23 protein-coding genes and 1 pseudogene are annotated in these 25,233 nt (G+C 66.6%); 20 read left to right on the top strand and 4 right to left on the bottom strand.

What is annotated here, in order from left to right; translation table 11 throughout:
* Positions 1–2 precede the first annotated feature (2 nt).
* Positions 3–1,922, top strand: a complete 1,920-nt coding sequence (htpG, locus tag HT579_16125; GenBank protein ID QKS30307.1) for a molecular chaperone HtpG — start codon at positions 3–5, stop codon at positions 1,920–1,922.
* Positions 1,923–1,942: 20 nt separating this feature from the next.
* Complete coding sequence (locus tag HT579_16120; GenBank protein ID QKS31671.1) at positions 1,943–2,431, top strand: DNA-deoxyinosine glycosylase; 489 nt, start codon at positions 1,943–1,945, stop codon at positions 2,429–2,431.
* A gap of 39 nt (positions 2,432–2,470) precedes the next feature.
* Here HT579_16120 and HT579_16115 read toward each other — a convergent pair whose 3' ends face one another.
* The gene (locus HT579_16115) at positions 2,471–2,980 is read right to left on the bottom strand and encodes a hypothetical protein (GenBank protein ID QKS30306.1); all 510 of its coding nucleotides are present in this window, start codon (positions 2,978–2,980) and stop codon (positions 2,471–2,473) included.
* 164 nt (positions 2,981–3,144) lie between these two features.
* Between HT579_16115 and HT579_16110 the strand changes: the two genes are divergently transcribed.
* From HT579_16110 to HT579_16080, 7 genes and pseudogenes are all read left to right on the top strand, one after another.
* Positions 3,145–4,938, top strand: a complete 1,794-nt coding sequence (locus HT579_16110; protein ID QKS30305.1) for a type II/IV secretion system protein — start codon at positions 3,145–3,147, stop codon at positions 4,936–4,938.
* Positions 4,939–5,192: 254 nt separating this feature from the next.
* A complete protein-coding gene (locus HT579_16105) occupies positions 5,193–6,836 on the top strand; it encodes a PAS domain-containing protein (GenBank protein QKS30304.1) in 1,644 nt (547 codons plus the stop codon).
* Positions 6,836–8,485, top strand: a complete 1,650-nt coding sequence (locus HT579_16100) for a CHASE domain-containing protein (protein QKS30303.1) — start codon at positions 6,836–6,838, stop codon at positions 8,483–8,485. Before HT579_16105 ends, HT579_16100 begins: the two co-directional genes overlap by 1 nt.
* The gene (locus HT579_16095; protein ID QKS30302.1) at positions 8,482–9,012 is read left to right on the top strand and encodes a response regulator; all 531 of its coding nucleotides are present in this window, start codon (positions 8,482–8,484) and stop codon (positions 9,010–9,012) included. Before HT579_16100 ends, HT579_16095 begins: the two co-directional genes overlap by 4 nt.
* Positions 9,009–10,325 (top strand): diguanylate cyclase, encoded by a 1,317-nt coding sequence (locus HT579_16090; protein ID QKS30301.1) that lies wholly within the window; start codon positions 9,009–9,011, stop codon positions 10,323–10,325. The genes HT579_16095 and HT579_16090 overlap by 4 nt, the downstream gene beginning before the upstream one ends.
* Positions 10,326–10,361: 36 nt before the next feature.
* Positions 10,362–11,348: pseudogene (locus HT579_16085) on the top strand (PAS domain-containing protein).
* Positions 11,238–13,394: an EAL domain-containing protein gene (locus HT579_16080; protein ID QKS31670.1), complete on the top strand. Its 2,157-nt coding sequence runs from the start codon at positions 11,238–11,240 to the stop codon at positions 13,392–13,394. Before HT579_16085 ends, HT579_16080 begins: the two are co-directional and overlap by 111 nt.
* A gap of 28 nt (positions 13,395–13,422) precedes the next feature.
* On the opposite strand, the gene HT579_16075 is transcribed toward HT579_16080, so the two are convergent.
* Positions 13,423–13,602, bottom strand: coding sequence for a hypothetical protein (locus HT579_16075; GenBank protein ID QKS30300.1), 180 nt, complete (start codon positions 13,600–13,602; stop codon positions 13,423–13,425).
* 250 nt (positions 13,603–13,852) lie between these two features.
* Between HT579_16075 and hfq the strand changes: the two genes are divergently transcribed.
* The 9 genes from hfq to HT579_16030 all read left to right on the top strand — a co-directional run bounded on the left by hfq (position 13,853) and on the right by HT579_16030 (position 21,894).
* Complete coding sequence (gene hfq, locus HT579_16070) at positions 13,853–14,092, top strand: RNA chaperone Hfq (protein ID QKS30299.1); 240 nt, start codon at positions 13,853–13,855, stop codon at positions 14,090–14,092.
* Positions 14,093–14,202: 110 nt separating this feature from the next.
* Positions 14,203–15,381 carry a GTPase HflX gene (gene hflX / locus HT579_16065; GenBank protein QKS31669.1) on the top strand — a complete coding sequence of 393 codons (1,179 nt, stop codon included), beginning with the start codon at positions 14,203–14,205 and terminating at the stop codon, positions 15,379–15,381.
* Between the two features lie 20 nt (positions 15,382–15,401).
* On the top strand, positions 15,402–16,661 hold the full coding sequence (gene hflK / locus HT579_16060; GenBank protein ID QKS31668.1) for an FtsH protease activity modulator HflK: 1,260 nt from the start codon (positions 15,402–15,404) through the stop codon (positions 16,659–16,661).
* The gene (gene hflC, locus HT579_16055; protein QKS30298.1) at positions 16,661–17,551 is read left to right on the top strand and encodes a protease modulator HflC; all 891 of its coding nucleotides are present in this window, start codon (positions 16,661–16,663) and stop codon (positions 17,549–17,551) included. Before hflK ends, hflC begins: the two co-directional genes overlap by 1 nt.
* Entirely contained in the window at positions 17,548–17,733 is a 186-nt protein-coding gene (locus tag HT579_16050; protein ID QKS30297.1) for a DUF2065 domain-containing protein, read from the top strand. The genes hflC and HT579_16050 overlap by 4 nt, the downstream gene beginning before the upstream one ends.
* Positions 17,730–18,893, top strand: coding sequence for an ATP phosphoribosyltransferase regulatory subunit (locus tag HT579_16045; GenBank protein ID QKS30296.1), 1,164 nt, complete (start codon positions 17,730–17,732; stop codon positions 18,891–18,893). The genes HT579_16050 and HT579_16045 overlap by 4 nt, the downstream gene beginning before the upstream one ends.
* Positions 18,893–20,200, top strand: a complete 1,308-nt coding sequence (locus HT579_16040) for an adenylosuccinate synthase (GenBank protein QKS30295.1) — start codon at positions 18,893–18,895, stop codon at positions 20,198–20,200. Before HT579_16045 ends, HT579_16040 begins: the two co-directional genes overlap by 1 nt.
* 98 nt (positions 20,201–20,298) lie before the next feature.
* The gene (locus HT579_16035) at positions 20,299–21,330 is read left to right on the top strand and encodes a hypothetical protein (protein QKS30294.1); all 1,032 of its coding nucleotides are present in this window, start codon (positions 20,299–20,301) and stop codon (positions 21,328–21,330) included.
* Positions 21,331–21,402: 72 nt separating this feature from the next.
* The gene (locus HT579_16030; protein ID QKS30293.1) at positions 21,403–21,894 is read left to right on the top strand and encodes a hypothetical protein; all 492 of its coding nucleotides are present in this window, start codon (positions 21,403–21,405) and stop codon (positions 21,892–21,894) included.
* A gap of 128 nt (positions 21,895–22,022) precedes the next feature.
* Here the strand turns inward: HT579_16030 and HT579_16025 are convergent, their stop codons facing one another.
* Together HT579_16025 and HT579_16020 are read right to left on the bottom strand one after the other, a co-directional pair.
* Entirely contained in the window at positions 22,023–22,562 is a 540-nt protein-coding gene (locus tag HT579_16025; protein ID QKS30292.1) for an OmpA family protein, read from the bottom strand.
* A complete protein-coding gene (locus tag HT579_16020; GenBank protein ID QKS30291.1) occupies positions 22,559–23,062 on the bottom strand; it encodes a winged helix-turn-helix transcriptional regulator in 504 nt (167 codons plus the stop codon). Before HT579_16020 ends, HT579_16025 begins: the two co-directional genes overlap by 4 nt.
* 162 nt (positions 23,063–23,224) lie before the next feature.
* On the opposite strand from HT579_16020, the gene HT579_16015 reads away from it, so the two are divergent.
* Complete coding sequence (locus HT579_16015) at positions 23,225–24,454, top strand: cation:proton antiporter (GenBank protein ID QKS30290.1); 1,230 nt, start codon at positions 23,225–23,227, stop codon at positions 24,452–24,454.
* Positions 24,451–25,233 (top strand): type 1 glutamine amidotransferase, encoded by a 783-nt coding sequence (locus HT579_16010; protein QKS30289.1) that lies wholly within the window; start codon positions 24,451–24,453, stop codon positions 25,231–25,233. The genes HT579_16015 and HT579_16010 overlap by 4 nt, the downstream gene beginning before the upstream one ends.

Here is a 25,233-nt window from a genome sequence, read left to right as displayed (position 1 = left end):
GCATGGGTGCACAGAAGGAAACACTGGGCTTTCAGGCCGAAGTCAGGCAGCTTCTCAACCTGATGATCCACTCGCTGTACAGCAACAAGGAGATCTTCCTGCGCGAGCTGATCTCGAATGCTTCCGACGCTTGCGATCGGCTGCGCTTCGAAGCCCTGAACAATGCCGCGCTCTACGGGGACGATGGCGACCTGAAGATCCGTGTCTCCTTCGACAAGGAGGCGCGCACGCTGAGCATTGCCGACAACGGCATCGGCCTCTCGCGTGAGGAGGCGATCGAGCACCTGGGAACGATCGCCAAATCGGGGACGCGCGAGTTCTTCTCGGCGCTGACCGGCGACCAGGCGAAGGACGCGCACCTCATCGGCCAGTTCGGTGTCGGCTTCTACTCCTCTTACATTGTTGCCGACAGGGTCACCGTTGTTTCGCGTCGAGCCGGTCTCGAAGCCAGTCAGGGGGTGCGCTGGGAGTCATCGGGTGAGGGCGACTTCACGGTCGAAGTGATCGACCGGGCGCAACGCGGCACCGAGGTGACCCTGCATCTGCGCGAGGGCGAGGATGAGTTCCTCTCGAACTGGAAACTGCGCGAGATCATCCGAAAATACTCGGATCACATCACGCTGCCGATCCTGATGAAGAAGGAGCGCTGGGACGAGGAGCAGAAAGCGCAGGTGGTGACTGACGAGGACGAGACGGTGAACCAGGCGTCAGCGCTCTGGAGCCGCCCGAAATCGGAAATCACCGACGAGCAGTACAACGAGTTCTACAAGCACGTCGCGCATGACTTCGAGGATCCCCTGGCGCATGTCCATGCGCGCGTCGAAGGCAAGCAGGAATACACGCAACTGCTGTACATCCCGTCGCGGGCGCCGTTCGACCTCTTCGAGCGGACCTCCCGCCACGGCATCAAGCTCTATGTCCGGCGCGTCTTCATCATGGATGACGCCGAGCAGTTGATGCCGCTGTACCTGCGCTTCGTGCGCGGCGTTGTCGACTCGAACGACCTGCCGCTGAACGTGTCGCGCGAGATCCTGCAGCAGTCACGCGACATCGAGACGATTCGCGGCGGCTGCGTCAAGCGCGTTCTCGGTCTTCTCGAAAGCCTTGCCGATGGCGAGGAGGAGGCGGCGAAGGAGAAGTACGTCAGGTTCTGGAAGGAGTTCGGCCGCGTCCTCAAGGAGGGGGTCGGCGAGGACTTCGCGAACAAGGAGCGGATCGCCAGGCTTCTGCGTTTCGCCTCGACGCAGTCCGATACCCCCGAGGAGAGCGTCTCGCTGGCCGATTACGTGGCGCGGATGAAGGATGGCCAGGAGAAGATCTACTACGTCACGGCGGAAACCTTCACTGCCGCGAAAAACAGCCCGCATCTCGAGATCTTCCGCAAGAAGGGGATCGAGGTGCTGCTGCTGTCGGATCGCGTCGACGAGTGGGTGACCGGTCACCTCACCGAGTTCGATGGCAAGCCGTTGCAATCGGTTGCCAAGGGCGGGCTCGACCTCGGCAAGCTCGAGGACGTGGCGGAAAAGGAGGAGGCGGAAAAGGCTGCCGACGAGTACAAGGAACTCATCGAGAAGGTGAAGGCAACGCTCGGGGAGAAGGTGAAGGACGTGCGCGTCACGCATCGCCTGACCGATTCGCCGTCCTGCCTGGTTGCCGACCAGCATGATCTCGGTGGCAACCTGCAGCGCATCCTCAAGGCTGCCGGACAGCAGACCCCTGCGAGCAAGCCGATCCTCGAGATCAATCCGAAGCACCCGGCGGTGCAGCGGCTGAAATATGAGGAAACACGCTTCGACGACTGGGCCAACCTGCTGCTCGAGCAGGCGACGCTGGCGGAGGGCGGTTCACTCGACGATCCGGCTGGTTTCGTCAGGCGCATCAATGACCTGATGCTGGCGCTGTCGCTCGCCGGCGGTCGCTGATGGCGGCCGGCAGGCCCGAGCTGCTGCTCGGCTTGCCGCCGATCATCGATGCCGGTGTCAGGACGCTGGTCCTGGGGAGCTTTCCTTCACCGGCATCGCTCGCCGCCGCGCACTACTATGCGCACCGGCAGAACCAGTTCTGGCGCCTGCTCGAAGTGCTGCTCGACGAGCCGCTCTCCGCCCTCGACTATGCCGGCAAGCAGCGATGCCTGCTGCAGCACCGGATCGGGCTCTGGGACGTCTATCGAGAGTGCCGGCGCCGCGGCGCTCTCGATGCCGCCATCGAGTCGGCGGTCGCCAACGACTTCGCGAGTCTGCGCGACGCGGCCCCGCAATTGCGCTGCATCTGCTTCAATGGCCAGACCGCAGGGCGTTTCGCCGACTGGTTCCGGCAGCAGGGCTATGCGACGCACGTCCTGCCGTCGACCAGTCCGGCGTATACGCTGGCTTTCGCGGACAAGCTGGCCGCCTGGCGGGCGGCGATTGCCGCCAGCGCGACTGCCGCCTGAGCAGCCGCGCCGCGGGTCACCGGGCGGCGGCCCGTTGCGCTATCTGGCGGCTGGTGCCAGTGCCTCGCGCAGGCACTGCCGATGCTCGGGACCGATCTTGTCGCGGCACTGTTCGCGCGCCTTCTGGTGGCGCTGGCAGCGGGCCGGGTCGGCCGCCTGGCCGCAGTCGACGGCCGGCATCCTCTCCTGGACGCAGCGCTTGAAGTCGGGACCGCTGCGCTCCTGGCAGGCGGCGTAGGCCTGCTTGCGGGCCTCGCACTGCTGCGGGTTGCGCGCGCGCGAGCAGTCGGTCTGCTGCGCCTGCTGCTGCATGCACTGGCGGCGCTCGCTGCCGCTCCTGTCGCGGCAGGCGGCGAGGACGCGCTCGTGCGCGGCGCGGCGGGCGGCGCACTGCTCGGGGTCGGCTGCCTTCTTGCAGTCCGCCGGGCGACCCATGCCACCGCCGCCGGGCGTTCCCGGGCCGATGCCGCCGGGGGCCGTCTGGGCGACTGCCGGCAGGGCAAACAGGGTGCTGGCGAGGGCGGTGATGATCAGCGATCTGGCTTGCATGGGTTCCTCCACGGGGCTGGTTGACGGTGGCCGGCAGGCGGCCCGGCAGACCGCTTGCGTCTGCGGTCGCGGCGAGGGTGCATGATACCCCGTCGCGGCGCCACCATTGAGTCGCGACGCTGCTCTCCGGTATAGTGACCGTACCCCTCCCCGGAAAACCACACATGCTGCAGGCAACGGCCCACACCGTTCATGAACATCGCCTGGCGCTGGCCGAGGTTCTCGGCTGGCTGGTCGCCGATGGCCTGGTCGGCGCCGCAGACGCCGACACATTGCTCAAGGAAAGCCGCCTCAAGCGCGTGGTCGCGCACCCGCTGGTGATCATCGCCGACCAGAAGTGGAAATCGCAGCAGGAACCGCACCGTCCGCTGAGCCTCGACGACCTGGGCGAGTGGCTGGCACAGCGGGTGGGTCTCGAGTATTACCACATCGATCCGCTGAAGGTCGATTTCACCGCCGTGACCGAGGTCATGTCGAGTGCCTATGCGACGCGTTTCGGAGTCCTGCCGGTTGCCGTGACGACGCGCGAAGTGCTGGTGGCGACGACCGAGCCCTTTCTGCGCGACTGGGAGAAGGAGATCCGCTCGATCAGCAAGAAGGAGGTCCGTCGCGTCCTCGCCAGTCCGGTCGATGTCGCGCGCTATCTGGTCGAGTTCTACAATCTGGCCCGGTCGGTCAAGAAGGCGGCACAGTTGGGCGGCCCGGCCGGCAACCTGTCGTCGTTCGAGCAACTGGTCGAGCTTGGCCGCACCAATCGACAGTTCGACGCCAACGACCAGCACATCGTCAACATCGTCGACTGGTTGTGGCAGTACGCTTTCGAGCAGCGTGCCAGTGACATTCACATCGAGCCGCGGCGGGAAGTGGGCATCGTCCGCTTCCGCATCGATGGTGTGCTGCACCAGGTGTACCAGATCCCGATGAGCGTCCTGGCAGCGATGATCAATCGCGTCAAGATCCTCGGCCGCATGGATGTCGTCGAGAAGCGTCGCCCGCAGGACGGTCGCATCAAGACGCGCACGGCCGACGGCCAGGAAGCCGAACTGCGCCTGTCCACCCTGCCGACGGCCTTTGGCGAGAAGCTGGTGATGCGCATCTTCGATCCCGAAGTGCTGGTGCGTGGTTTTTCCGAACTGGGCTTCTCCGACGACGACCAGGGACGCTGGAAGGCAATGGCCGAGAGGCCGAACGGCATCATCCTGGTCACCGGGCCAACCGGGTCGGGAAAGACGACGACGCTCTATTCGACGCTGAAGCAGCTGGCGACGCCGGCAGTCAACGTGTGCACCATCGAGGATCCGATCGAGATGGTCGAGCCGGCTTTCAACCAGATGCAGGTGCAGAACGTCATCGACCTCGGTTTCGCGCAGGGTGTGCGCGCACTGATGCGGCAGGATCCGGACATCATCATGATCGGCGAGATCCGTGACCTGGAGACTGCCGAGGTGGCGATCCAGGCGGCCCTGACCGGCCACCTGGTGCTGTCGACGCTGCACACCAACGATGCTCCGTCGGCGATCACGCGCCTTCTCGACCTCGGCGTCGCGTCCTACCTGCTCGGCGCGACGGTGCTCGGAGTGATGGCGCAGCGTCTGGTGCGCATCCTCTGTCCGCACTGCAAGCAGGTGCATCCGGCCAGTCCCGTCGAGGAGGCGATGTGGGATCAACTGGTGGCACCGTGGAAGTCGAACCGGCCGTCGCGCTTCTACCGGCCCGTGGGTTGCCTCGATTGCCGCATGACGGGCTACCTCGGCCGCGTCGGCCTGTACGAGATCCTCATGCTGTCGCCCGAGGTAAAGCAGGCGATCAGCGAGAACAGGGATATCGCCAGGATTCGCGACCTGGCGTTTCGTGAAGGGATGAAGCCCTTGCGCATCTCGGGAGCGATGAAGGTGGCAGCCGGGGTGACGACGCTGGCCGAAGTCTTCAAGGTAGCGCCACCGATCGAACAGAACTGAGCTGTGGGCCGGTGCCTGCCCGGCACCGGCATCGCTGGTGCAGACGGGGCTAAAGTTGCAGTGCTGCCGTGTCGTTAGCGAGGACATGGATCGGCAGCGGGGGAAGACCGCCTGTCGGGTCGTCGCCGTCAAATGAGTCCTCGAGGCCGTTGCCTGAATGGAGAACGCTGAGTGTTCCGATGGCTTGCCGGCGACCGCTCGCACGAGCGGAGCCTGGGCGCGTGCGCGACGGTGCGGCCCGTGGAGATGAGCCAATGAGCAGCCCGGTGAGCGAGGATCCGGACCTCTTTTCCTCAATGCTGGCGGCCGATGCCGGCGACCCGGCGCCTGTTGGCGGCCAGCCGTGGAAGGTTCTGGTGGTGGACGACGAAGCGGACGTACACGCCGTGCTTCGCCTCGCCTTGCAGGAGGTGGCCATCGAAGGCCGCGGGCTGCAGTTGCTGGACGCCTTCTCGGCTGAGCAGGCGAAGGAAGTGCTCGCGGCCAACCCGGACATCGCCCTGATCCTGCTGGATGTGGTGATGGAGTCGGAGCGTGCGGGTCTCGACCTCGTCCGCCATGTCCGCGACCGCGAGCAACTGGCCAACCGTACCGTGCAGATCGTCCTGATCACCGGCCAGCCGGGCTATGCACCACAGCGCGAGGTCATCAGCCAGTACGAGATCGATGGCTATCGATTGAAGTCGGAACTGCACGGCAACCAGATCTTTGCGCAGGTCCATTCGGCGCTGCGGACCTATCGCCTGATGCGGGAACAGGAGCAACTGCAACACGACCTCGAGCTGAAGGTCCGGCAGCTCGACGCGGCCGTGTCGGCGCTGCGCGAGAGTCAGGCCAACTTCATCAGGGCACAGTCGGTGGCACACGTGGGCAGCTGGAACTACGAACTGGCCAGCGACGAGATGCACCTGTCGCCGGAAACGTGTCGCCTCTTCGGCCTCCCGGAAGGCACCGTCGGCAGCTACCAGTCGTACCTGGGGCGCGTCTGCAGCGACGATCGTGCCGCGCTCGAGGCAGCGTGGCAGCGTTTCCTGCAGCTCGGCGGCTCGTTCGAGCACGAACATCGCATCCTGATCGGCAACGCCGTCCGCTACGTCCGCCACCGCGCCGATCTCACCTTCGACGCTGATGGCAAGCCCCTGCGCAGCCTCGGAACGACCCAGGACATCACCGAGCGCAAGCAGGCCGAGGCCGAATTGAGACGTTCGAACGCCGAACTCGAACAGTACAGCTACGCGATCTCGCACGACCTGCGGCAGCCCCTGCGAATGATCGCCAGCTATCTGCAACTGCTCGGCACCAGTCTCGCCGACCAGTTGAACGAGGAGCAGAGCGCCTACTTCGGCTTCGCCATCGATGGCGCCAAGCGTCTGGACCGGATGCTGGTGGCGCTGCTCGAATACTCGCGGGTGGGTCGCCTCGGCGAACCACCCGCGTGGATCGAAAGCCGCGTCGTACTCGATGAAGCACTGCTGTTCCTGCAGCCGGCGATTGCCGAGGCCGGGGCGACGATCAACATCTGCGGCGAGTGGCCGCGGGTCTTCGTGCGCCCGGACGAAATGCTGCGGCTGTTGCAGAACCTGATCGCGAACGCGGTCAAGTTTCGCGTCCCGGGACGGCAGCCGCAGGTCACGGTGATCAGCCGGATCGTAGCTGCGGAGTGGTGTCTGGTGGTTGCCGACAACGGCGTCGGCATCGCGCCGGCACAACTGGGCCGCCTGTTTCAGGTCTTTCAGCGGCTGCAGAGCCGTGCCGCGTTCGAGGGCAGTGGCGTCGGTCTGGCTCTGTGTCGCAAGATTGCCGAGCACCACGGTGGACGCATCTGGGTGGAGTCTGGTGGTGAGGGCCGTGGCAGCCGATTCTGCGTTGCGGTGCCGATGCCGGGGAAGACTCCGTGATGTCGGCCGCTGCGTCCTCGGCGGGCGAGCGCAAGCGCGCAACGGCACGCGCCGGCAGCAGCCTGGGGTGTCGACCGCGGCTCGTCGGCTTGCTGGCCTTCCTGGTCGCCAGTGCCCTGGTCGGCGGGCTGATCTGGCGACAGGAGCAGCAGCGCCTGCGCGAGGCACGGGGCCAGGCGGCCAGCGTCGCTGCCGAGCGCGCGCACGACGTCCAGAGCAGCGTCGAGCGTGCGCTTGCGCCAACCTATGCCCTGGCAGCCATGCTGCGGCCGGGAAAGCAAGGTATCCCGGCTTTCGCAGCAACCTGCGACCGGTTGCTGCGCCACTTTCCCGAGGTGTCCGCGCTGCAACTGGCGCCGGCCGGGGTGGTGCGGCAGGTCGCTCCGCTGGCCGGCAACGAGGCCCTGGTCGGCGTCGATCTCTTGCGCGACCCGGATCTCGGCAGCCCGGCGCGGCACAGCCGCAGCAGTGGCGTGCCGCTGCTGGCCGGGCCACTCAGGCTGGCGAATGGCGGGCTGGACGTTGTCGGGCTATTGCCGATCTTCGCCGACGACCTGACCCATGGCCGCCCATTCTGGGGTTTCGCGGTTGCCCGGATGCCGTTGCGGGAGGTGCTGCGACAGAGTCGCCTCGACGACCTGGAAGAGCAGGGCTACGCCTATCAGCTGTTCAGTCGCGATCCGGAGACGCGTGAGAAGGAACTGTTGGCCGCTTCGTCGTGGGCGACCCCGGTCGATCCGGTGGAGAAGGAGCTGTTGGTGGCCAATGCACCCTGGAGCCTGAGCGTGGCGCCGGTCGCTGGCTGGGCGGATGTGCGCGGACTGTTGCTGGAGGTGGCTGCCGGCCTGCTCTTCTGCCTTGTGCTGGCATGGCAGGCGGCTTGGCAGGCGAGGCTGATGGCGGCTTCGCGGGCACACGAACGGACCCTGGAGTTGCGCGTCGCGCAACGGACCGCCGATCTGCAGCGCTTTGCCGAAGTCACGGCGCATCACCTGCAGGAACCCGCACGCCGCGTTGCCACCTATGCCGGTCGCCTGCGCAGCCAGCTCGCCGGGCGCGTCGACGACCCCGAGGCGCTGTTGTCGCTCGAGTTCATCGGCCAGCAGGCGGGGCGATTGCAGGAACTGTTGCGGGACGCCGAACTCTACCTGTCGGCCGACCAGCCGCGCGGACCGATCGAGTGCTGTGCCGTCGAACCGGTCCTGCAGTCCTTGCTGGCGAAGCTAGCCGGGCCGCTTGCCGAGGCAGGCGCACGGATCAGTATCGGCCCGTTGCCGCCGGCGCTGATCGACCTGCCGCGGCTGGGTGACCTTTTTCGCGTCGCCATCGAGAACGCCCTGCAACACGGCCGCGGCACGCAGGCGCTGCACATCGACGTGTCGGGCGAGCGCACAGGCGAGTGGGTCGTCTATCACGTCAGCGACGATGGCCCTGGCGTCGAGGAGGAGTATCGTGGGCGAGTGTTCCGCGTCTTCGAGCGACTGTCATCGAGTGGCGACGGAACGGGAGTGGGTCTGGCGATCGTCCGTCGCGTCACCGAGAGCTGCGGCGGGCAGGCCTGGATCGAGGAGGCACCGGGCGGCGGCTGCCGACTGGTGCTGCAGCTGCCGGCCGCCGAGCAGTCGGCAGGCGCCGGCCGAGCGCCATGAGCGGCGCCGTGCCGACGGCGGTAGCCGCGCCGGGCGGGAGCGGCGGCAGCGCTGGTCGCCTGCTGATCCTGCTCGTCGAGGACGAACCGGCCGACGCCCATCTGTTGCGCGTGGCGTTGAGTGAGAGCCGGGTCGAGGCGGAGGTCGAGCACGTCGTCGACGGGCGCGAAGCGCTCGAGTACCTGCGCTGCCAGGGCGCACGTTTCCTGTTGGCGAGCCGTCCCGACCTGATCCTGCTCGACCTCAACATGCCGCGCATGGATGGCCGAGAGTTCCTCGCCGAAATCAGGGACGACCGGGCGCTGTGCAGTATTCCGGTGGTCGTTCTGAGCACCTCGGCAGTCGAGCGCGACGTTCTTGCGGCCCGTCGTCTCGGCGCCGCGGACTACATCGTCAAGACGGCCGATGTCGGCGTGTTCATCGAAGAAATTCGGCGGCTGGGCGAGCACTGGTCGCGAGTGGCATTCCTGGCGCACAATGGCAGGCGGAACGCCGAGGCGGTCGATGGTAGGGAGACACGGAAATGAACGAGCCGACGCCGCAGGTCTCGATCCTGGTGATCGAGGATGACGCAGGCGATTTTGGCCTGATCCAGGCGAGCATCCGCCGCGCCGGTTTGCGCCGCCTGGGTGATGGAGAGCCACTGAGATGGGCGTCGACCCTGGTCGATGGCTTGCGAATGGCGACGGCAGCCAGGCCCGATGTCGTTCTGCTCGACCTGTCGCTGCCCGATTCGACGGGGATCGCGACGGTGCAGATGGTGCGTTCGATGGTGCCCGACGTGCCGATCATCGTCCTCACCGGGGCCGATGACCATCAGTTGGCGGCGGCGGCGCTGGAGGCCGGCGCGCAGGATTACCTGGTGAAGGGACAGTTCGACCATGACGCGCTCGGGCGGGCGATCCGGCATGCGGTCGTCCGCCAGAAGCTCGAGTCGCGCCTGCGCCTGTTCGAGGCGGCGCTGAATTCGGCTGCCAACGGCATCGTCATCACCGACGTGACTGCGACGGTGGTGTGGGCCAACCCGGCGTTCACCCGGATGACCGGCATCAGCCTGGCGGAGGCGGTGGGAGACAAGCCGAGCGAGATGCTCAACACTGGTCATCAGGAAGCGGAGTTCTATCACCGCATGTGGGAAACGATCCTCGACGGGCGGGTCTGGAGCGGCGAAGTGGTCAACCGCCGCAAGGACGGCAGCCTCTATGACGAGGCGCTGACCATCTCGCCGGTGACCGACATCAACGGCCGCATCCAGCACTTCGTCGCCATCAAGCAGGACATTTCGGAGCGCAAGGCAACCGAGGAACGCGTCCAGCACCTCGCCCACCATGATCAGCTCACCGATCTGCCGAATCGTGCACTGCTCAGCGATCGCCTGTCGCAGGCCCTGGCGCAGGTGCGCCGGGACCGGGCGACGCTCGCCCTGATGTTCCTGGATCTCGATCAGTTCAAGCCGGTCAACGACACGCTCGGGCACGATGTCGGTGACCTGTTGCTGAAGGAGGTGGCGCTGCGCCTGAAGGCCTGCGTGCCGCGCGAGACGGATACCGTGGCGCGCCTCGGCGGGGACGAGTTCGTCATCCTGCTGGCACAGATCGAACGCGCGATGGATGCCGTTCTCGTCGCCGGCAAGGTGCTGGCGGCCCTCAAGCGACCCTTCCTGATCGGTCCGCACGCGCTCGACATCTCGGGCAGCATCGGTATCGCCGTATACCCACAGCATGGCGAGGAGGTCGGCCAGTTGCTCAAGAACGCCGACACGGCGATGTACTACGCGAAGAAGGCCGGCCGCAACTGCTACCGGTTCTTCCGCGCGGTCACCGAAGCCGCCGGCGCTTAGCATGCGGCCGGGAGTTGCTCGTTGAGGGCTGAAGAAATGGATCGCGCGCGCGTGTCGGCGAGCACTGGTGCAGCCGACGATGATCAGCCGCTGTACTGGGCGCCGTCGCTCGCCTTCCTGAAATATGCCGGCTGGGCGATCCTCGTCACCGCCTGCGGCGTGCTGCCGACGATCCTGCTGCTGATTCCGGAACAGCCACTGCGGGCGCTCGGTCCGGCGGCGATGATCGTCGTCGCGGCGACGACGCTGCGGCTTCTGGCGGTCGGGCGGTTGCGGGCGTCGCTCGCCGTTCTCGTCTGGGGCACGTGGCTCGCCGTCGTCGGCATCACCCTGTTCTACGGTGGCTTGCGTGGCTCGCTGGTGATCCTCTACCCGCTGCTGATCATGACCGGCGGCTGGCTGCTCGGCGCGCGGGCAGCGCTCGCTCTGGCCGTCCTGACCGCTGTCCTGATCGGCACTCTTCTGCTTGCCGACTGGTGGCACTGGTTAGCGGCACCGCCGCCGACGCCGGCGCTGATGTATGGCCTGATCCAGCTTTCGGCGGTGATCGTTGCGCTGCTGCTGATCAACTTCCTCCGCCGCTCGTACCAGCGGCGCATCGCCGAAGTGCGTCGTCTCGGCCAGGATCTCGAGCAACGCAGCGCCGAGCTGCTGGCGAATGAAGCCGAGTTGCGGCGGGCGCAGCAGGTCGCGCATGTCGGCAGCTGGGTCTATGAGCTGGCCAGCGACACGATTCGTCCGTCGGCCGAGGCCTGCCGCATCTTCGGCGTGCCGGAAGGCGCGACGGGTACCCTGGCGGGGTTCATGCAGCGGGTACACCCGGATGACCAGCCCATTCTGCAGCAGGACATCGAGGCAGCACTGCGCGGCGAGCCGTTCGACAGCGAACTGCGCATCGTCACCGACGGCGGCGTGCGCTGGGTAGCGCAGCGGGCTGAAGTCGAGTTCGCCACCGACGGCCGGCCACTGCGCACCCTGGGAACGAGCCAGGACATCACCGACAGGAAGGAACTCGAGGCGTCGCTGCGCGAGCAGAAGGAGTTTTTCCGGCTGATTTCCGAAAGCATCGGCGAGCACATCGCCGTCCTCGACCTGCAGGGACGCCGGCTGTACAACAGCCCATCATATCGGCAGTTTTTTGGCGACACCAGCGAGCTGCCGGGTACCGACTCGTTTGCCGACATCCATCCGGACGACCGGGCGAGGGTGCAGGAGGTCTTTCGCCAGACCGTGCGCAGCGGTGTCGGCCAGGAGATCGAGTATCGGCTGCTGCGGCGGGATGGCGGCGTCAGGCACATGCATTCGGTGGGCCGGGTGATCCGCGACCAGTTGGGGCAGCCGCAACGCATCGTCGTCGTGTCGCACGATCGCACCGACCGCCGCCAGGCCGAGCAGTGGGAACGGATCGCCGCCACCGCATTCGAGTCGGAGCAGGGAATGTTCATCACCGACGCCGACGGCATCATCCTGCGCGTCAACCAAGCCTTTACCGCCATCACCGGCTACAGCGCCGCGGAGGCAGTCGGGCAGACGCCCAGACTGCTGCGTTCGGGTCGCCACGACGCCCTCTTCTACGCCGCGATGCGCGAGAGCCTGGCGCGCACCGGCGCCTGGCAGGGCGAGATCTGGAACCGGCGGAAGAACGACGAGATCTATCCCGAGTGGCTGACCATCTCGGCGGTGAGCGACAATCAGGGCCGCGTCACCCACTACGTCTCGATGCTCACCGACATCACGCTGCGCAAGGCGACGCAGGAGGAGATCAAGCAACTGGCGTTCTACGATGTGCTGACCGGCTTGCCGAACCGGCGGCTGTTGCAGGACCGCCTGCGCATCGCCATGGCGGCAAGCGCCCGTCGCGAGCGGCAGGGCGCCCTGCTGTTCATCGACCTCGACAACTTCAAGACGCTCAACGACACGCTCGGCCACGAGAAGGGGGACCTCCTCCTGCAGCAGGTGGCCAGCCGGCTCAGCGACTGTGTTCGCGAACGCGACACCGTCGCCCGTCTGGGGGGCGACGAGTTTGTCGTCATGCTCGAGGATCTCGGGACGCGGAAAGAGGATGCGGCAGGCCAGAGCCGCATCGTCGGCGAAAAGATCCTCGGTATTCTCAACCGGCCGTACGATCTCGGCGGGCACGAGTACCACAATACGCCAAGTATCGGCATCACTCTCTTCGAGGGGCAGCAGGACGACATCGACGAACTGATGAAGCGGGCCGATCTGGCGATGTACGAGGCCAAGGCGACCGGACGCAACACCCTGCGCTTCTTCGATCCCCGGATGCAGGCGGTGGTCAGCGCACGTGCCGCGCTCGAGCGGGACTTGCGGCAGGCGCTGCAGGCCGGCGAGTTCTTCCTCTGTTACCAGCCGCAGGTCGACCACGCTGGCCGGCTGCTCGGCGCGGAAGCGCTGCTGCGCTGGCAACACGCGCAACGGGGTCTGGTCTCGCCGGGCGAGTTCATCCCGCTCGCCGAGGAAGCCGGGCTCATCCTTCCCATCGGCCAGTGGGTCCTGCAGACCGCCTGCACGCAGGTCGCACTGTGGTCGGCAAGGGCGGGGCGGGCGGACTTCTCGCTTTCGGTGAACGTCAGCGCGCGTCAGTTGCGGCAGCCGAACTTCGTCGATCAGGTGCTGGCAGCGCTTGACGCCGCCGGTGCCAGCCCGCGCAACCTCAAGCTCGAACTCACCGAGAGCATGCTGCTCGACAACGTGCAGGAGATCATCGCCAAGATGACGGCACTGAAGGCCCGGGGTGTCGGCTTCTCGCTCGACGATTTCGGCACCGGCTATTCGTCGCTGTCATACCTGAAGCGGCTGCCACTGGACCAGCTGAAGATCGACCAATCCTTCGTCCGGGACCTGCTCAACGACGCCAACGACGAGGCGATCGCACGCACGATCGTCGCGCTGGCGCACAGCCTCGGTCTGGAAGTGATTGCCGAGGGGGTCGAGACGGTCGCCCAGCGCAATGCCCTGGCGGGACACGGCTGCCACGCCTATCAGGGCTACCTGTTCAGCCGGCCGCTGCCGCTGGCCGAATTCGAGGCCTTCCTCGATCGCCAGTGAGGCGGTGTCGCCGCGCCGGGCGGCGGCGCTATGGCTGACCGGCTGGCGGGCCGTCTCCAGTGTCGTCGCTGTCGGCGCGCAGCGTCTGCTCGAGGCTGTCGAGATCCTGCCGGTTCTGTCGCAGGAAGAAGACCAGTGCCCAGACCAGTCCGGCGGCGACACAGAGGCCCAGCGCAATGGCGCCCCAGTCGATTGCTGCAGTGTCCATGATCATCGTCCTGCTGGTGATGGAGCCGGGATTATGCCACCAGCTGCGTCCCTGCGACTGCAGCGGCGGTCGGGCCGGGCCGTCGCCGGCGCTGCCCCTGAGCGTGCTGGCGGGGCCGCGCGCCGCTCGCGGCTACCGGCCAGCGAGGAGGTGGCGGCAGTGATTGTCTCGCCCGTGCTGGCACGCGAGGGGAAAATCAATTATTCTCGAGCCTCAACAACGCAAACCCCATCAGGATGGAGCTTCAAGGATGACGAACAAAGGGCAACTCTTACAAGACCCGTTTCTCAATACGCTGCGGCGAGAGCGTGTGCCGGTTTCGATTTACCTCGTGAACGGAATCAAGTTGCAGGGACAGATCGACTCCTTCGACCAGTATGTCGTGCTGCTGAAGAACTCCGTCACGCAGATGGTGTACAAGCACGCGATCTCGACGGTCGTACCGTCGCGGCCGATCACCCTGCAGCACGAGAACGACGGCGAGGGGTGAGCGGTCTGCGGTGGGCCTGGCGCGTGGCCGGCCGGCCGCGTGTCGCGGCGCGTGTGCGCCCTGGCGGGCAAGGCTTCACGGTGGCCGCCTTTTGACGAATGCCCCACATGATGTCTGGCGCTGAGCGGCGTGCCGCCGCCGAGCGTGCGGTCATCGTTCAGCTCGACTTCGGCAGCGACGATCTCGCCGAGCAGATCGACGAGATCCGCCTGCTGGTGCGCTCGGCCGGTGCCGAAGTGTGCTCCGTCGTGCAGGGGCGCAGGCATGCTCCCGATGCCGCGACCTACGCCGGCAAGGGCAAGGTGGAGGAGATCGCGGCCGAGCTGGCGGCACACGCCGCGGATCTGGTGATCTTCAACCATGAACTGAGTGCCGGCCAGGAACGCAATCTGGAACGGGCGCTGCAGTGCCGCGTCATCGACCGGACCAGCCTGATCCTCGACATCTTCGCGCAGCGCGCGAAGAGCTCGGAGGGCAAGCTGCAGGTCGAGCTGGCCCAGCTCGAGCACCTGGCGACCCGGCTGGTACGTGGCTGGACCCACCTCGAGCGACAGACGGGCGGTATCGGACTGCGCGGTCCGGGCGAGACGCAGCTCGAGACCGACCGTCGGCTGCTCGGCATCCGCGTACGCACGCTCAAGGGGCGACTGGCCCGGCTCGAGCGCCAGCGCGGGGTGCAGCGCAAGGCGCGGGCGCGCGGCGAAGTGCTCAGCGTCTCGCTCGTCGGTTATACCAACGCCGGCAAGTCGACCCTGTTCAACGCCCTGACGCACGCCGGCGTCTATGCCGCCGACCAGTTGTTCGCCACCCTCGACACGACGACGCGCAAACTCTGGCTGCCGGAGGCAGGGCATATCGTCGTTTCGGATACGGTCGGCTTCATCCGCAAGCTGCCGCATTCGCTGGTGGCGGCCTTCCATGCCACCCTCGAAGCGACGGCGGAGGCGGACCTGCTGTTGCACGTGGTCGATTCGGCCAGCCCGGCGCGCGACGATCAGGTGGCCGACGTCAACCAGGTGCTGGCCGAGATCGGCGCCGATGGCGTGCCGCAACTGCTGGTGCTCAACAAGCTCGATCTCACCGGCCTGCCGCCGGCGGTCGAGCGCGACGAGTATGGTAGAATCTCGCGCGTTCGCGTCAGCGCCATCGGTGGTCAGGGTCTGCCCCTGCTGCGCGAAGCGCTGGCCGAGATCGCTCTGTTGAAGACGGGCGGGATGCGCCGGGGCTCCTCGGGTGCCGCGGTCCTGCTGGCTGTAGATCGGCATCTTGATTCGGATGGTTCCCCATGATTTCTAGCCTTGGCATGCTGATGTCGCTGAATGACCCGCAGTGGGGCAACCGCGGCGGTGATGATGGCGGCGGTCGTCGCCCCAACCAGGGGCCGCCGGACCTCGAGCAGTTGTGGCGCGATCTCAATCGCCGCCTGTCGGGGATTTTCGACCGCAAGCGCAGCAGCGGTGGTGGCGATCGCGGCGGTGACCGGCCGCCGGTGCAGTTCAATCCGCGCTTTCTCGGCGGCGGCATCGGTCTGTTGCTGGCGCTTGTCGTCGTCGTCTGGCTGGCGAGCGGCTTCTACATCGTCGACGCCTCGCAGCGCGGGCTGGTGCTGCAGTTCGGCCGCTACAAGGAGAGCACCGACCCCGGCCTGCGTTGGCGGCTGCCGTATCCGATCCAGTCGCACGAGTTGGTCAACGTCTCCGGCGTGCGCACGATCGAGATCGGCTATCGCGGCAGCGAGAAGAACAAGGTGCTCAAGGAAGCGCTGATGCTGACCGACGACGAGAACATCATCAACATCCAGTTTGCCGTGCAGTGGTTCCTCAATGATCCGGTGGAATACGTCTTCAACAACCGCAATCCCGACGAGGCCGTGATGCAGGTGGCGGAAACCGCCATCCGCGAGATCGTCGGCAAGAACAAGATGGACTTCGTGCTCTACGAGGGGCGCGAACAGATCGCGGCGGTGGCGGCGAAGCTGATGCAGGACATTCTCGACCGCTACCAGACGGGCATCCTGATTTCCAAGGTGACGATGCAGAACGCGCAACCGCCGGAACAGGTACAGGCGGCGTTCGATGATGCCGTCAAGGCATCGCAGGACCGCGAGCGGCAGAAGAACGAGGGCCAAGCCTACGCCAATGACGTGATTCCGAAGGCGCGCGGAACGGCAGCGAGGCTGCTCGAGGAAGCCGAGGGCTACCAGAAGCGCGTCACCCTCAGCGCCGAGGGTGACGCCAGCCGCTTCCGCCAGATCGTCAGCGAGTATGCCAAGGCACCGGAGGTGACGCGCAGCCGGATGTATCTCGAGACCATGCAGCAGGTCTACTCGAACACCAGCAAGGTGCTGGTCGATACCAAGGGGCAGTCCAATCTGCTCTACCTGCCGCTGGACAAGCTGCTGCAGGCGGCCGGCGCGGTGGCGGCGGCGCCCGCTGCCGGCGCTCCCGACGCGCCGCCGGCGCCGCGGCCGTCGCCGGCGGTGTCCAACGAGGTGCCGCCGCAGGTCGTCGAAAAGGGCGACACCCGGTCGCGCGAGACGCTGCGCCAGCGTGATCGGGAGGCCCGCTGATGAAAGCCGGAATGAATTTCGTCGCCGCCACCTTCGTCGCGGTGCTCGTTCTGCTCGGCGCGACGATCTTCACGGTCGACCAGCGGCAGAGCGCGATCGTCTTCCAGCTCGGCGAGATTCGCGAAGTGATCGAGGAGCCCGGCCTGTACTTCAAGTGGCCGCTGATCCAGAACGTGCGCTATTTCGACAAGCGCATCCTCACTCTCGACAATCCCGAACCGGAGCGTTTCATCACCTCGGAGAAGAAGAACGTCCTCGTCGACTCGTTCACCAAGTGGCGCATCGTCGATCCCAAGCTCTATTACATCTCGGTCGCCGGCGACGAGGGGCGTGCCAAGACGCGCCTGTCGCAGACCGTCAACGCCGGCCTGCGCGAGGAGTTCGGCAAGCGTACCGTGCACGATGTCGTTTCCGGAGAGCGCAACAAGGTGATGGAGCAGATGCGCGAGAAGGCCGACCTCGATGCGCGCAAGATCGGCGTCCAGATCGTCGATGTGCGCGTCAAGCGGGTCGAACTGCCGAGCGACGTCAGCGATTCGGTTTACCGCCGGATGGACGCCGAGCGCAAGCGAGTGGCCAACGAACTGCGTTCGCAGGGTTTTGCGGAAGCGGAGAAGATTCGCGCCGATGCCGACAAGCAGCGCGAGGTGATCGTCGCCGAAGCCTATCGCGACGCGCAGAAGATGAAGGGTGAAGGCGATGCGAGGGCGACCGCGATCTACGCCCAGGCGTTCGAGAATCATGCCGAGTTCTACGCCTTTTACCGCAGCCTCGAAGCCTACCGCAACAGCTTCCGGGGCAAGAGCGACGTGCTCGTCGTCGAACCGGGTTCGGACTTCTTCAAGTACATGAAGAGCATGGGCCGCGGCGGCGACAAAGCCGGCAAGTGATCGACAACCTGTTGCTGGCGCTGGCGCTGATGCTGGTGATCGAGGGGCTGCTGCCCTTCGTCGCACCGGCGACCTGGCGCGAGACCTTCCGCCGCCTGATCCGCTTCAGCGACGGGCAGATCCGCTTCGTCGGACTGACCTCGATGCTCGTCGGGCTGGTATTGCTGATGATCTTCCGATGAACTGGCTGCTGCCCGAGCACATTGCCGACGCGCTGCCGGCCGAGGCGGCGCGCATCGAAAGCCTGCGCCGCCGGCTGCTGGACCTGTTCCGCGTCCATGGCTACGAGCTGGTGCTGCCACCGCTGCTCGAGCACCTCGATTCGCTGCTCACCGGCTCCGGGCAGGATCTGCGGCTGCGCACCTTCAAGCTCATCGACCAGCTCTCCGGACGCACCCTCGGCGTGCGCGCCGATATCACACCGCAGGTGGCGCGGATCGATGCGCATCTGCTCAACCGGCAGGGCGTCACCCGCCTGTGCTATTGCGACAGCGTCCTGCACACGCTGCCAGCGGCGCTCGGTGCCAGCCGCGAGCCGATCCAGCTCGGCGCCGAACTCTACGGTCATGCCGGGGTCGCCGCCGATCGCGAGGTGATCCGCCTGATGGCGGCCACCCTGGCCGCGGCCGAGGTCAGCGCGGCGCGCATCGACCTCGGGCACGTCGCCGTCTTCCGCGCGCTGGCCGCCGCTGCCGGCGTCGACGGCGAACTCGAGGCGACGCTGCTGCTGCTGCTGCAGGGCAAGGACCTGCCCGGCCTTGCCGACACCTGCCGCCGCCTCGACGAGCCCTGGCGCAGCGCCCTGCTGGCGCTGCCTGAACTCTACGGCGGCGCCGACATCCTGGCGCGGGCGGGGAGCGAGCTGCCGGCCCTGCCGGAGATCGTCACTGCGCTGGCGACGCTGCAGGAATTGCAGGCCTCGCTGCCGGATCTGCCGCTGTCCTATGATCTCGCCGACCTGCGCGGCTACCACTATCACAACGGCGTCGTCTTCGCCGCCTATTGTCCCGGCCACTCGACGGCGATCGCCCGTGGCGGCCGTTATGACGGCGTCGGCAGCGTCTTCGGCCGGGCGCGGCCGGCAACCGGCTTCTCGCTCGACCTGCGCGAGCTGGCGCGGCTGACGGCGAGCGTGCCGCAGCCGGGCGCCATCCTCGCTCCGTGCGCGGCGGCAGGCAGCAGTCTGGCGCAGACGATCGCCGCGCTGCGCGCCGAGGGTGCTGTCGTCGTCGAGTTGCTGCCGGGCGAGAGCGGCAGTGAGGGACCAGCGTGCGATCGACGGCTGGTGGAGCAGGACGGGCAGTGGTTGCTCGCGAACATCGACAGGGACGGATCAGGCTGATGGCCAGGAATGTGGTGGTGGTCGGAACGCAATGGGGCGACGAGGGCAAGGGCAAGATCGTCGACTGGCTCACGGATCACGCCGGCGGCGTCGTCCGTTTTCAGGGTGGCCACAACGCCGGTCACACGCTGGTCGTCGGCGACGACGTCTACAAGCTCAACCTGGTGCCGTCGGGGATCGTCCGGCAGGGGGTCGAGTGCTTCATCGGCAACGGCGTCGTACTCGACATCCATCACCTGCTGCGCGAGATCCGGCTGCTCGAGGCGGGCGGCATCGACGTCCGCGCCCGCCTGCGGATCAGCCCCGGCTGCCCGCTCATCCTCAGCTATCACGGGGCGCTCGACAATGCGCGCGAAGCCGCCCGCTGCGCCGAACTGCGCATCGGCACCACCGGCAAGGGGATCGGTCCCGCCTACGAGGACAAGGTGGCGCGGCGGGCGGTGCGCGTCTATGACCTCTTCTTCCCCGACCGCCTGGCCGAGAAGTTGCGCGAGAACCTCGACTACCACAACTTCGTTCTCACCCGCTACCTGAACGCCGCCGCCGTCGACTTCGACAGCGTTCTCGAGCAGGTGCTGGCCGACGCCGAAGAGATCAGGCCGCTGGTCACCGACGTTTCGGCGGCGCTGCATGCGCTCAACGAGGCCGGCAGCAACCTGCTGTTCGAGGGCGCGCAGGGGGCGCTGCTCGACATCGACCACGGTACCTACCCATTCGTCACCTCGTCCAACTGCGTCGCCGGGCAGGCGGCGGCCGGCTCGGGAATCGGCCCGGGAATGCTGCACTACGTCCTCGGCATCACCAAGGCCTATTGCACACGCGTCGGCAGCGGCCCCTTCCCGAGCGAACTCGACATCGAATGCGCGGGACAGCCCGGTCACCAGATGTCGCAGAAGGGCCGCGAGGTCGGCACGGTCACCGGGCGCAAACGGCGCTGCGGCTGGATCGACCTGGCGGCGCTGCGGCGCTCGATCCAGATCAACGGCGTCAGCGGCCTGTGCATCACCAAGCTCGACGTCCTCGACGGCCTCGAGGAACTGCGCATCTGCACCGCCTACGCGCTCGGCGGCAAGCGGGTCGAACTGCTGCCGATGGGCGCCGACGAAGTCGCCAACTGCCAGCCGATTCTCGAGAGCATGCCTGGCTGGAGCGCGTCGACGGTCGGCGTGGCGACGATGGATGCGCTGCCGGTGGCCGCGCGCGCCTATCTCGAGCGGATCGAGGAACTCTGCGGCGTACCGATCGACATCGTGTCGACCGGTCCCGAACGCCGCGAGACCATCGTCCGCCGCCACCCCCTGGGCTGAGCGCGCCGTCGCCGCCGGCGGCCCGGGGCGGGTGACTGCCGCCCGCCTGCGGGTGGCCAGGATGCGCCGCCGCCCGCTGTTGACGGAGGAGAATGGAAATGGGAATTCTCGACTGGTTCAAGAACCGGCCGGCACAGTTCGACGCCGATCGCGTTTCCGAGGAACTGATCCGCAGCGCCGTCGACAAGGCGATCACCCTTACCAATCCCCGCCTTGCCGTCCTTCCCGGGTGCCACCGGCGCTTGGCGCCCGCGGCGGAGAAGGCGATCGAGTTCCTGCGCGCGCTCGTCAGCGAGATGCCGGCATCGCGACCGCTGTCGGCCGCGAACTGGTCGGCCGATCCGGCGCTGCGCGCCTTCTTCGTGGCACCGGCCGACATCGCCGCGGTGCTGGCGCGATCGGACAACCTGCGCACGTTGTTCGACAAGTACATCGACCTCGACGAAGCCTGCGTCGTCCTCGGCATGAGCTTCACCGAGCAGCGTGTCTTCGGCATGGCGTTGCAGGGCGACCTGGTACAGCGTGACGTCGCGCAGACCAGCGTCAGCTTCTCCGACCACCGGGCGCACATCTGTGGCCGCGACGAGTCGCGGCTGCGCCGCGCCGTCGGTGCGCAGGCCTTCGAATACCTGTTGGCGCAGGCGCTGGCGGAGATCGGCGAGGAGCGCGTCGAACGGCAGGAACTCGAGGCCAACCGCTCGTTGCTGCGTGCCCGCCTGCGCCTGCTGCGGCAGCAGGGGCCGGGGCTCGGCTCGCTGTACGGCAACTCGCCGCCGGCGGCGAGCAGCGAACAGGCGCGGCTCGAGGCCGAACTGCTCGACAACGAGAAGCAGCTGGCGGCGATCGGCGGCAACGAGTCGCTCCTCGAAATGGAGCTGGACAGCCTGCGCGAGGTGCTGGAAAATCCGCAGCGCTACCTGCGCACTGAAACACGGCACCTGCGGCTAAACCCGATGAACATCGTCGTCGAAGGCGAGAGCAGCGAAGCGGTCGTCGACCTCGACGTGCATGTGGCCGAACTCAGCGGCGCGGCGCCGGTCCGCCGTGCCGTCATCGTTGCCCGCGTCGGTCGCGAGCAGATGACGCAGGCGCCGACGATGAACCTGGCCGATGCCGCCCGCTACCTGTGAGGCATCGGCCGCCGCCCGGCAACCCGCCGGCGCGTCCGCAACGCAGCAGCACCAACCAAGGAGAAAGCGGCAATGAAACGAGAAGAAGTGCGTGACGAGTTGCTGGCGCCGGTCCTGCAGTGGATCCGCGTCGGGCGCCAGAGCAGCCGGCTGCTGGTCGGCTCGATGGAAGTCGTCGGCGAGCGCAGCCAGCAACTGCTGCGCGGCGCGACGCTGCGGCAACGGCACGACTGGACGGAGATGGGCGTCATGACGCGCGAGAAGGTGGCGGTGCCGCTCGAAGCGGCGGTGGCGATGGCCTCGGCAATGCAGAGCGAGACGCAGGCCTTCGTCGCCGACGCCGGCGAAAAGGCGATCGCGCTGGCCGGCAGCGTCGCCGCGCTCGCCGGCAGCCGCAGCGGTGAGGACTTCAGCGCCCGCCAGGCAGCTTTCGGCGACGCACTGCTCGCCAGCGCGCTGTGCTGGTACCAGCTCTGGGGCCGTGCTGCCGAAGTCGTCGAGCAGGGAATGCGGCCGATCGTGCGTCAGGTCGAGGACAACGCCAGCCGGCTGGGATCGCGCTAGGCGGCTTGCTCCTCGAGGCGAGCGGGATCGACGCCCTTCCCGCCAGCAGCGACGAACTGCCCAGACGGGCTGGCGAGCGTCGAAGGCACCCTGCTCGTGGGCTTCCGACGGCGACCCGTTGAGCGGCGTTACCGGGGGCCGTAGCTCAAGACCACGCGGCCCTTCCTGTCGCGACAATCCGTTGTCGCGCACGCGGGCGCTGGTCGCCCTCGCGCGACGCCGTAGCGACGCAGCGGATGCACTTGCCGTCTGGCCACGCCGTAGTTGCGAAGGAGCTTGGTCACGGCTTCGATACGCTGGTTCGCTATGGCCAGTTCGTAGGAGGCACTGCCGAGATCCTCGGCGTAAGCGGCGAGGTAGACCACCTGCCCCGGATGCTCCTTCAACCGCGCCGCATGCAGCCGCAGCTTGTCTTGCCCGGCGGGATCGATGTGCGTGACGCGCCGGGCGAAGTAGATGTTATCGGCTGGGTCGGACTCGACAGAGTCCAAGCTCCGGGCTGGCGGTGGCTCGTCGGCCGGCGAGTCGGTGGTCAAGGAGGATCCGGGTGCCGGTGGCGGCACCGTGTCCGTCGGCGACTGGCCGAACGTGGTACATCCGGCGAGCATGCAGCAGAGGGGCAACAGGGTGAGACCGAAGCGCCGGATCCTGATCGTTCCGCTACTCATTTCTCGTTCCGTACGATTTCGGCCAGCGGCACGCTGGCGAAGGCATCGTCTCGTCCCGGGAGGTGCCGTATCAGCTCAGATAGATTGATCTGCAATGTTTTCAGCGCCACTTCGGGCATCGCGGCGAGTGCTGCGGGCAGGGCGCCTTCTGCCGACCCCGGTAGCGCCGCGATTGCCTTCTCGCCGCCAGGCGCGAGATGCAGGCCGAGCCGGCGCTGGTCCGGCAGATTGCGCGTCTTGACGAGGCATCCGCGAACGGCCAGTCGGTCGACGAGCTGACTACAGGTGGACTGATGTATGGCCAGCCGTGCCGCGAGTTCGGTCACGCCAATCCCCGGGCAGCGCTGCACCTCCTGCAGAATCCACATCTGCGCGCCAGGGATCCCGCAGCGCTCTTCCAAATCGCGGAAGTACTGGCGCATCGTGCCGTAGATCACGCGGAACTGTTGCAGCACCGCCAGGTGGGTCTGTGGCGTGGCAGCCGGCAAGGGAAGCGTCATCGGGCGTCACCTATTGCTCTCGTCGAGAAAGCCAATTATATTGCTGTACAATGCGTTTGCGAGGGGTATTTTCGTGCGCGCACTCGTGGAGATGACTTGGAGCGGGGCGACTGCTCGCGTTCTCCGAACACCCTGAGCGAAGCGGCAAGGATGCACGACTCGATGTTCAATTCGATCCAGATCTTCGGCATGGCGCTACTTGGTGGTCTCGGAGCAGGCGAGCTTGCGCGTCGAGCGTTGTCCTTGCCACGAACGACGGGCTACGTCGTCTTTGGACTGCTGGTCGGACAGAGCGGACTGGGCTGGATCGCGCCCTACGACGTCGAGTCCAACCAGCTTTTCGTTGATCTGGCACTGGGCCTGATCCTGTTCGAGCTGGGCTATCAGGTTCCGCCCTTGCCCATCAGCGAAGGACGCAGCCGCCTGCGCGCCGGCATACAGATCTCGCTGAGCACAGGATCAGCGATCGCTTTGGCTATCCTGGTCCTGGACTTTTCCGTCACTTCGGCAGTCTTTGCTGCAGCCCTCTGTCTCGCCACCTCACCAGCGGTCACGGTCGCGACCTGCAGCGACGTCGGCGCCAAGGGCGACAAGACCGGTCTGCTTTTCACGATGGTGGCGATCAATGGGTGCGTGGCCTTCGTCGCTGTCGTCTGTTCAATACCTCTTCTGGATGTGGACGAACCAGTCCGCAGCCTTGCGGGCGCCTCGACGGCAATCAGGGAACTCGGTACAGCCGTTCTGCTCGGTTGCGCGTGCACTGCGCTGGTGCTGCTCGGCGCTCGACTCCTGGAGCGGCGGCCGGAACATCAGCACCTGCTGATTCTGGGGGTCATCGTCATCGGTGTCGGCAATGCCATCTACCTCGATATCTCGGTCCTGCTGCCAATGCTGATCTTTGGCTGTCTGACGCGGGTTCTCGACCGGGGAAGTCAGGTCGTCGCCATCCGCATTGCCAGTGATGCCAGGATCTTTCTCGTCGTCACGTTCGTTCTTGCCGGTGCCGTCATGGATGTTGGCGTGCTCATGGCCCACTGGCTGGAGGCCCTCGTGCTGGTGATCGCCCGCGCCGCAGGACAGGTCGCTGGCGTGTTGTGGAATCGGCACCGCCTGCGCTTGAACACGGAATCGGCAGTCTACCTGTCGCTCGGGTTGCAGCCGATGTCGAGCGTCGCCCTGGTTCTCCTTGCCAACGTGCAGACGCTCCACGCCGGTCTCGAGCCACGACTGAGCGGCGCCTTGCTGGCGACGATCCTCCTGATGCAGCTGTTCGGCCCCTTGGCGACGCAGACGGCGATCAGCGGCTTCGGTGAGGCAACACGGCTGCAATCGCTCGACCCGGCGGTCGTCCAGCCTGCCGCCAACCGTGTTTCCCGTGAGGGCGATCGATGAGCAGACGGCCCCTGCGTATTGGTCTTTCCGCACGCATCTACCATCCGGTAGCCGGCGCGACGGGTCTGCAGTCGAAGTCCCTGCAGTATCTCGAACAATCGGTGGCGCACTGGGTGATGTCGCGTGACGTGATGGTCTTCATGATCCCGGCGGTCAGTGGCGATGCCATCGTTCATCGCAGCAGCATCCGCCTTTCGGACTACCCTGAATATCTCGATGGCCTGATCCTGCAAGGGGGTGCAGATGTCAGCCCGCAAAGCTATGGCGAGGAGCCGCTGCACCCGGATTGGGCTGGCGATCGGGTTCGCGACGCCTACGAAATGGAGCTTCTCCACGAATTCATGGAAGAGGGAAAGGCGGTCCTCGGCATTTGTCGCGGCGCCCAACTGATCAATGTTGCGCTTGGCGGGACACTCTACCAGGACATCGCGACACAGGTCGAAACGGCGGCCGAGCATGTGCATGGGGACTACGACCGGCACAGCCATGCCGTCGAGTGGGCCACCAGCTCCGGCTTGGCGAAGCTCTATCCGGGCCAGACCGGCGGGCAGGTGGTGTCGATACATCATCAGGCGATCAGGGCTTTGGGTCGGGATCTGCGGGTCGAAGCGCGCAGCAGCGGTGACGGCCTGATCGAGGCCATCCGTCTGCAGGGCAGGCCGTACGTTCTGGGTCTGCAGTGGCACCCGGAGTTCCATCCACCTGGTAGCGAGAATCTGCTGGACTGCACACCGATACTGGACGAATTTCTCGCTGCCGCCCGCGGCCGATTCTGGTGA

This window comes from Candidatus Accumulibacter similis (assembly GCA_013347225.1).
Taxonomy (GTDB): domain Bacteria; phylum Pseudomonadota; class Gammaproteobacteria; order Burkholderiales; family Rhodocyclaceae; genus Accumulibacter; species Accumulibacter similis.
Note: the sequence above shows the minus strand (reverse complement) of the source record. Positions and strands in the feature narration are given on the sequence as shown.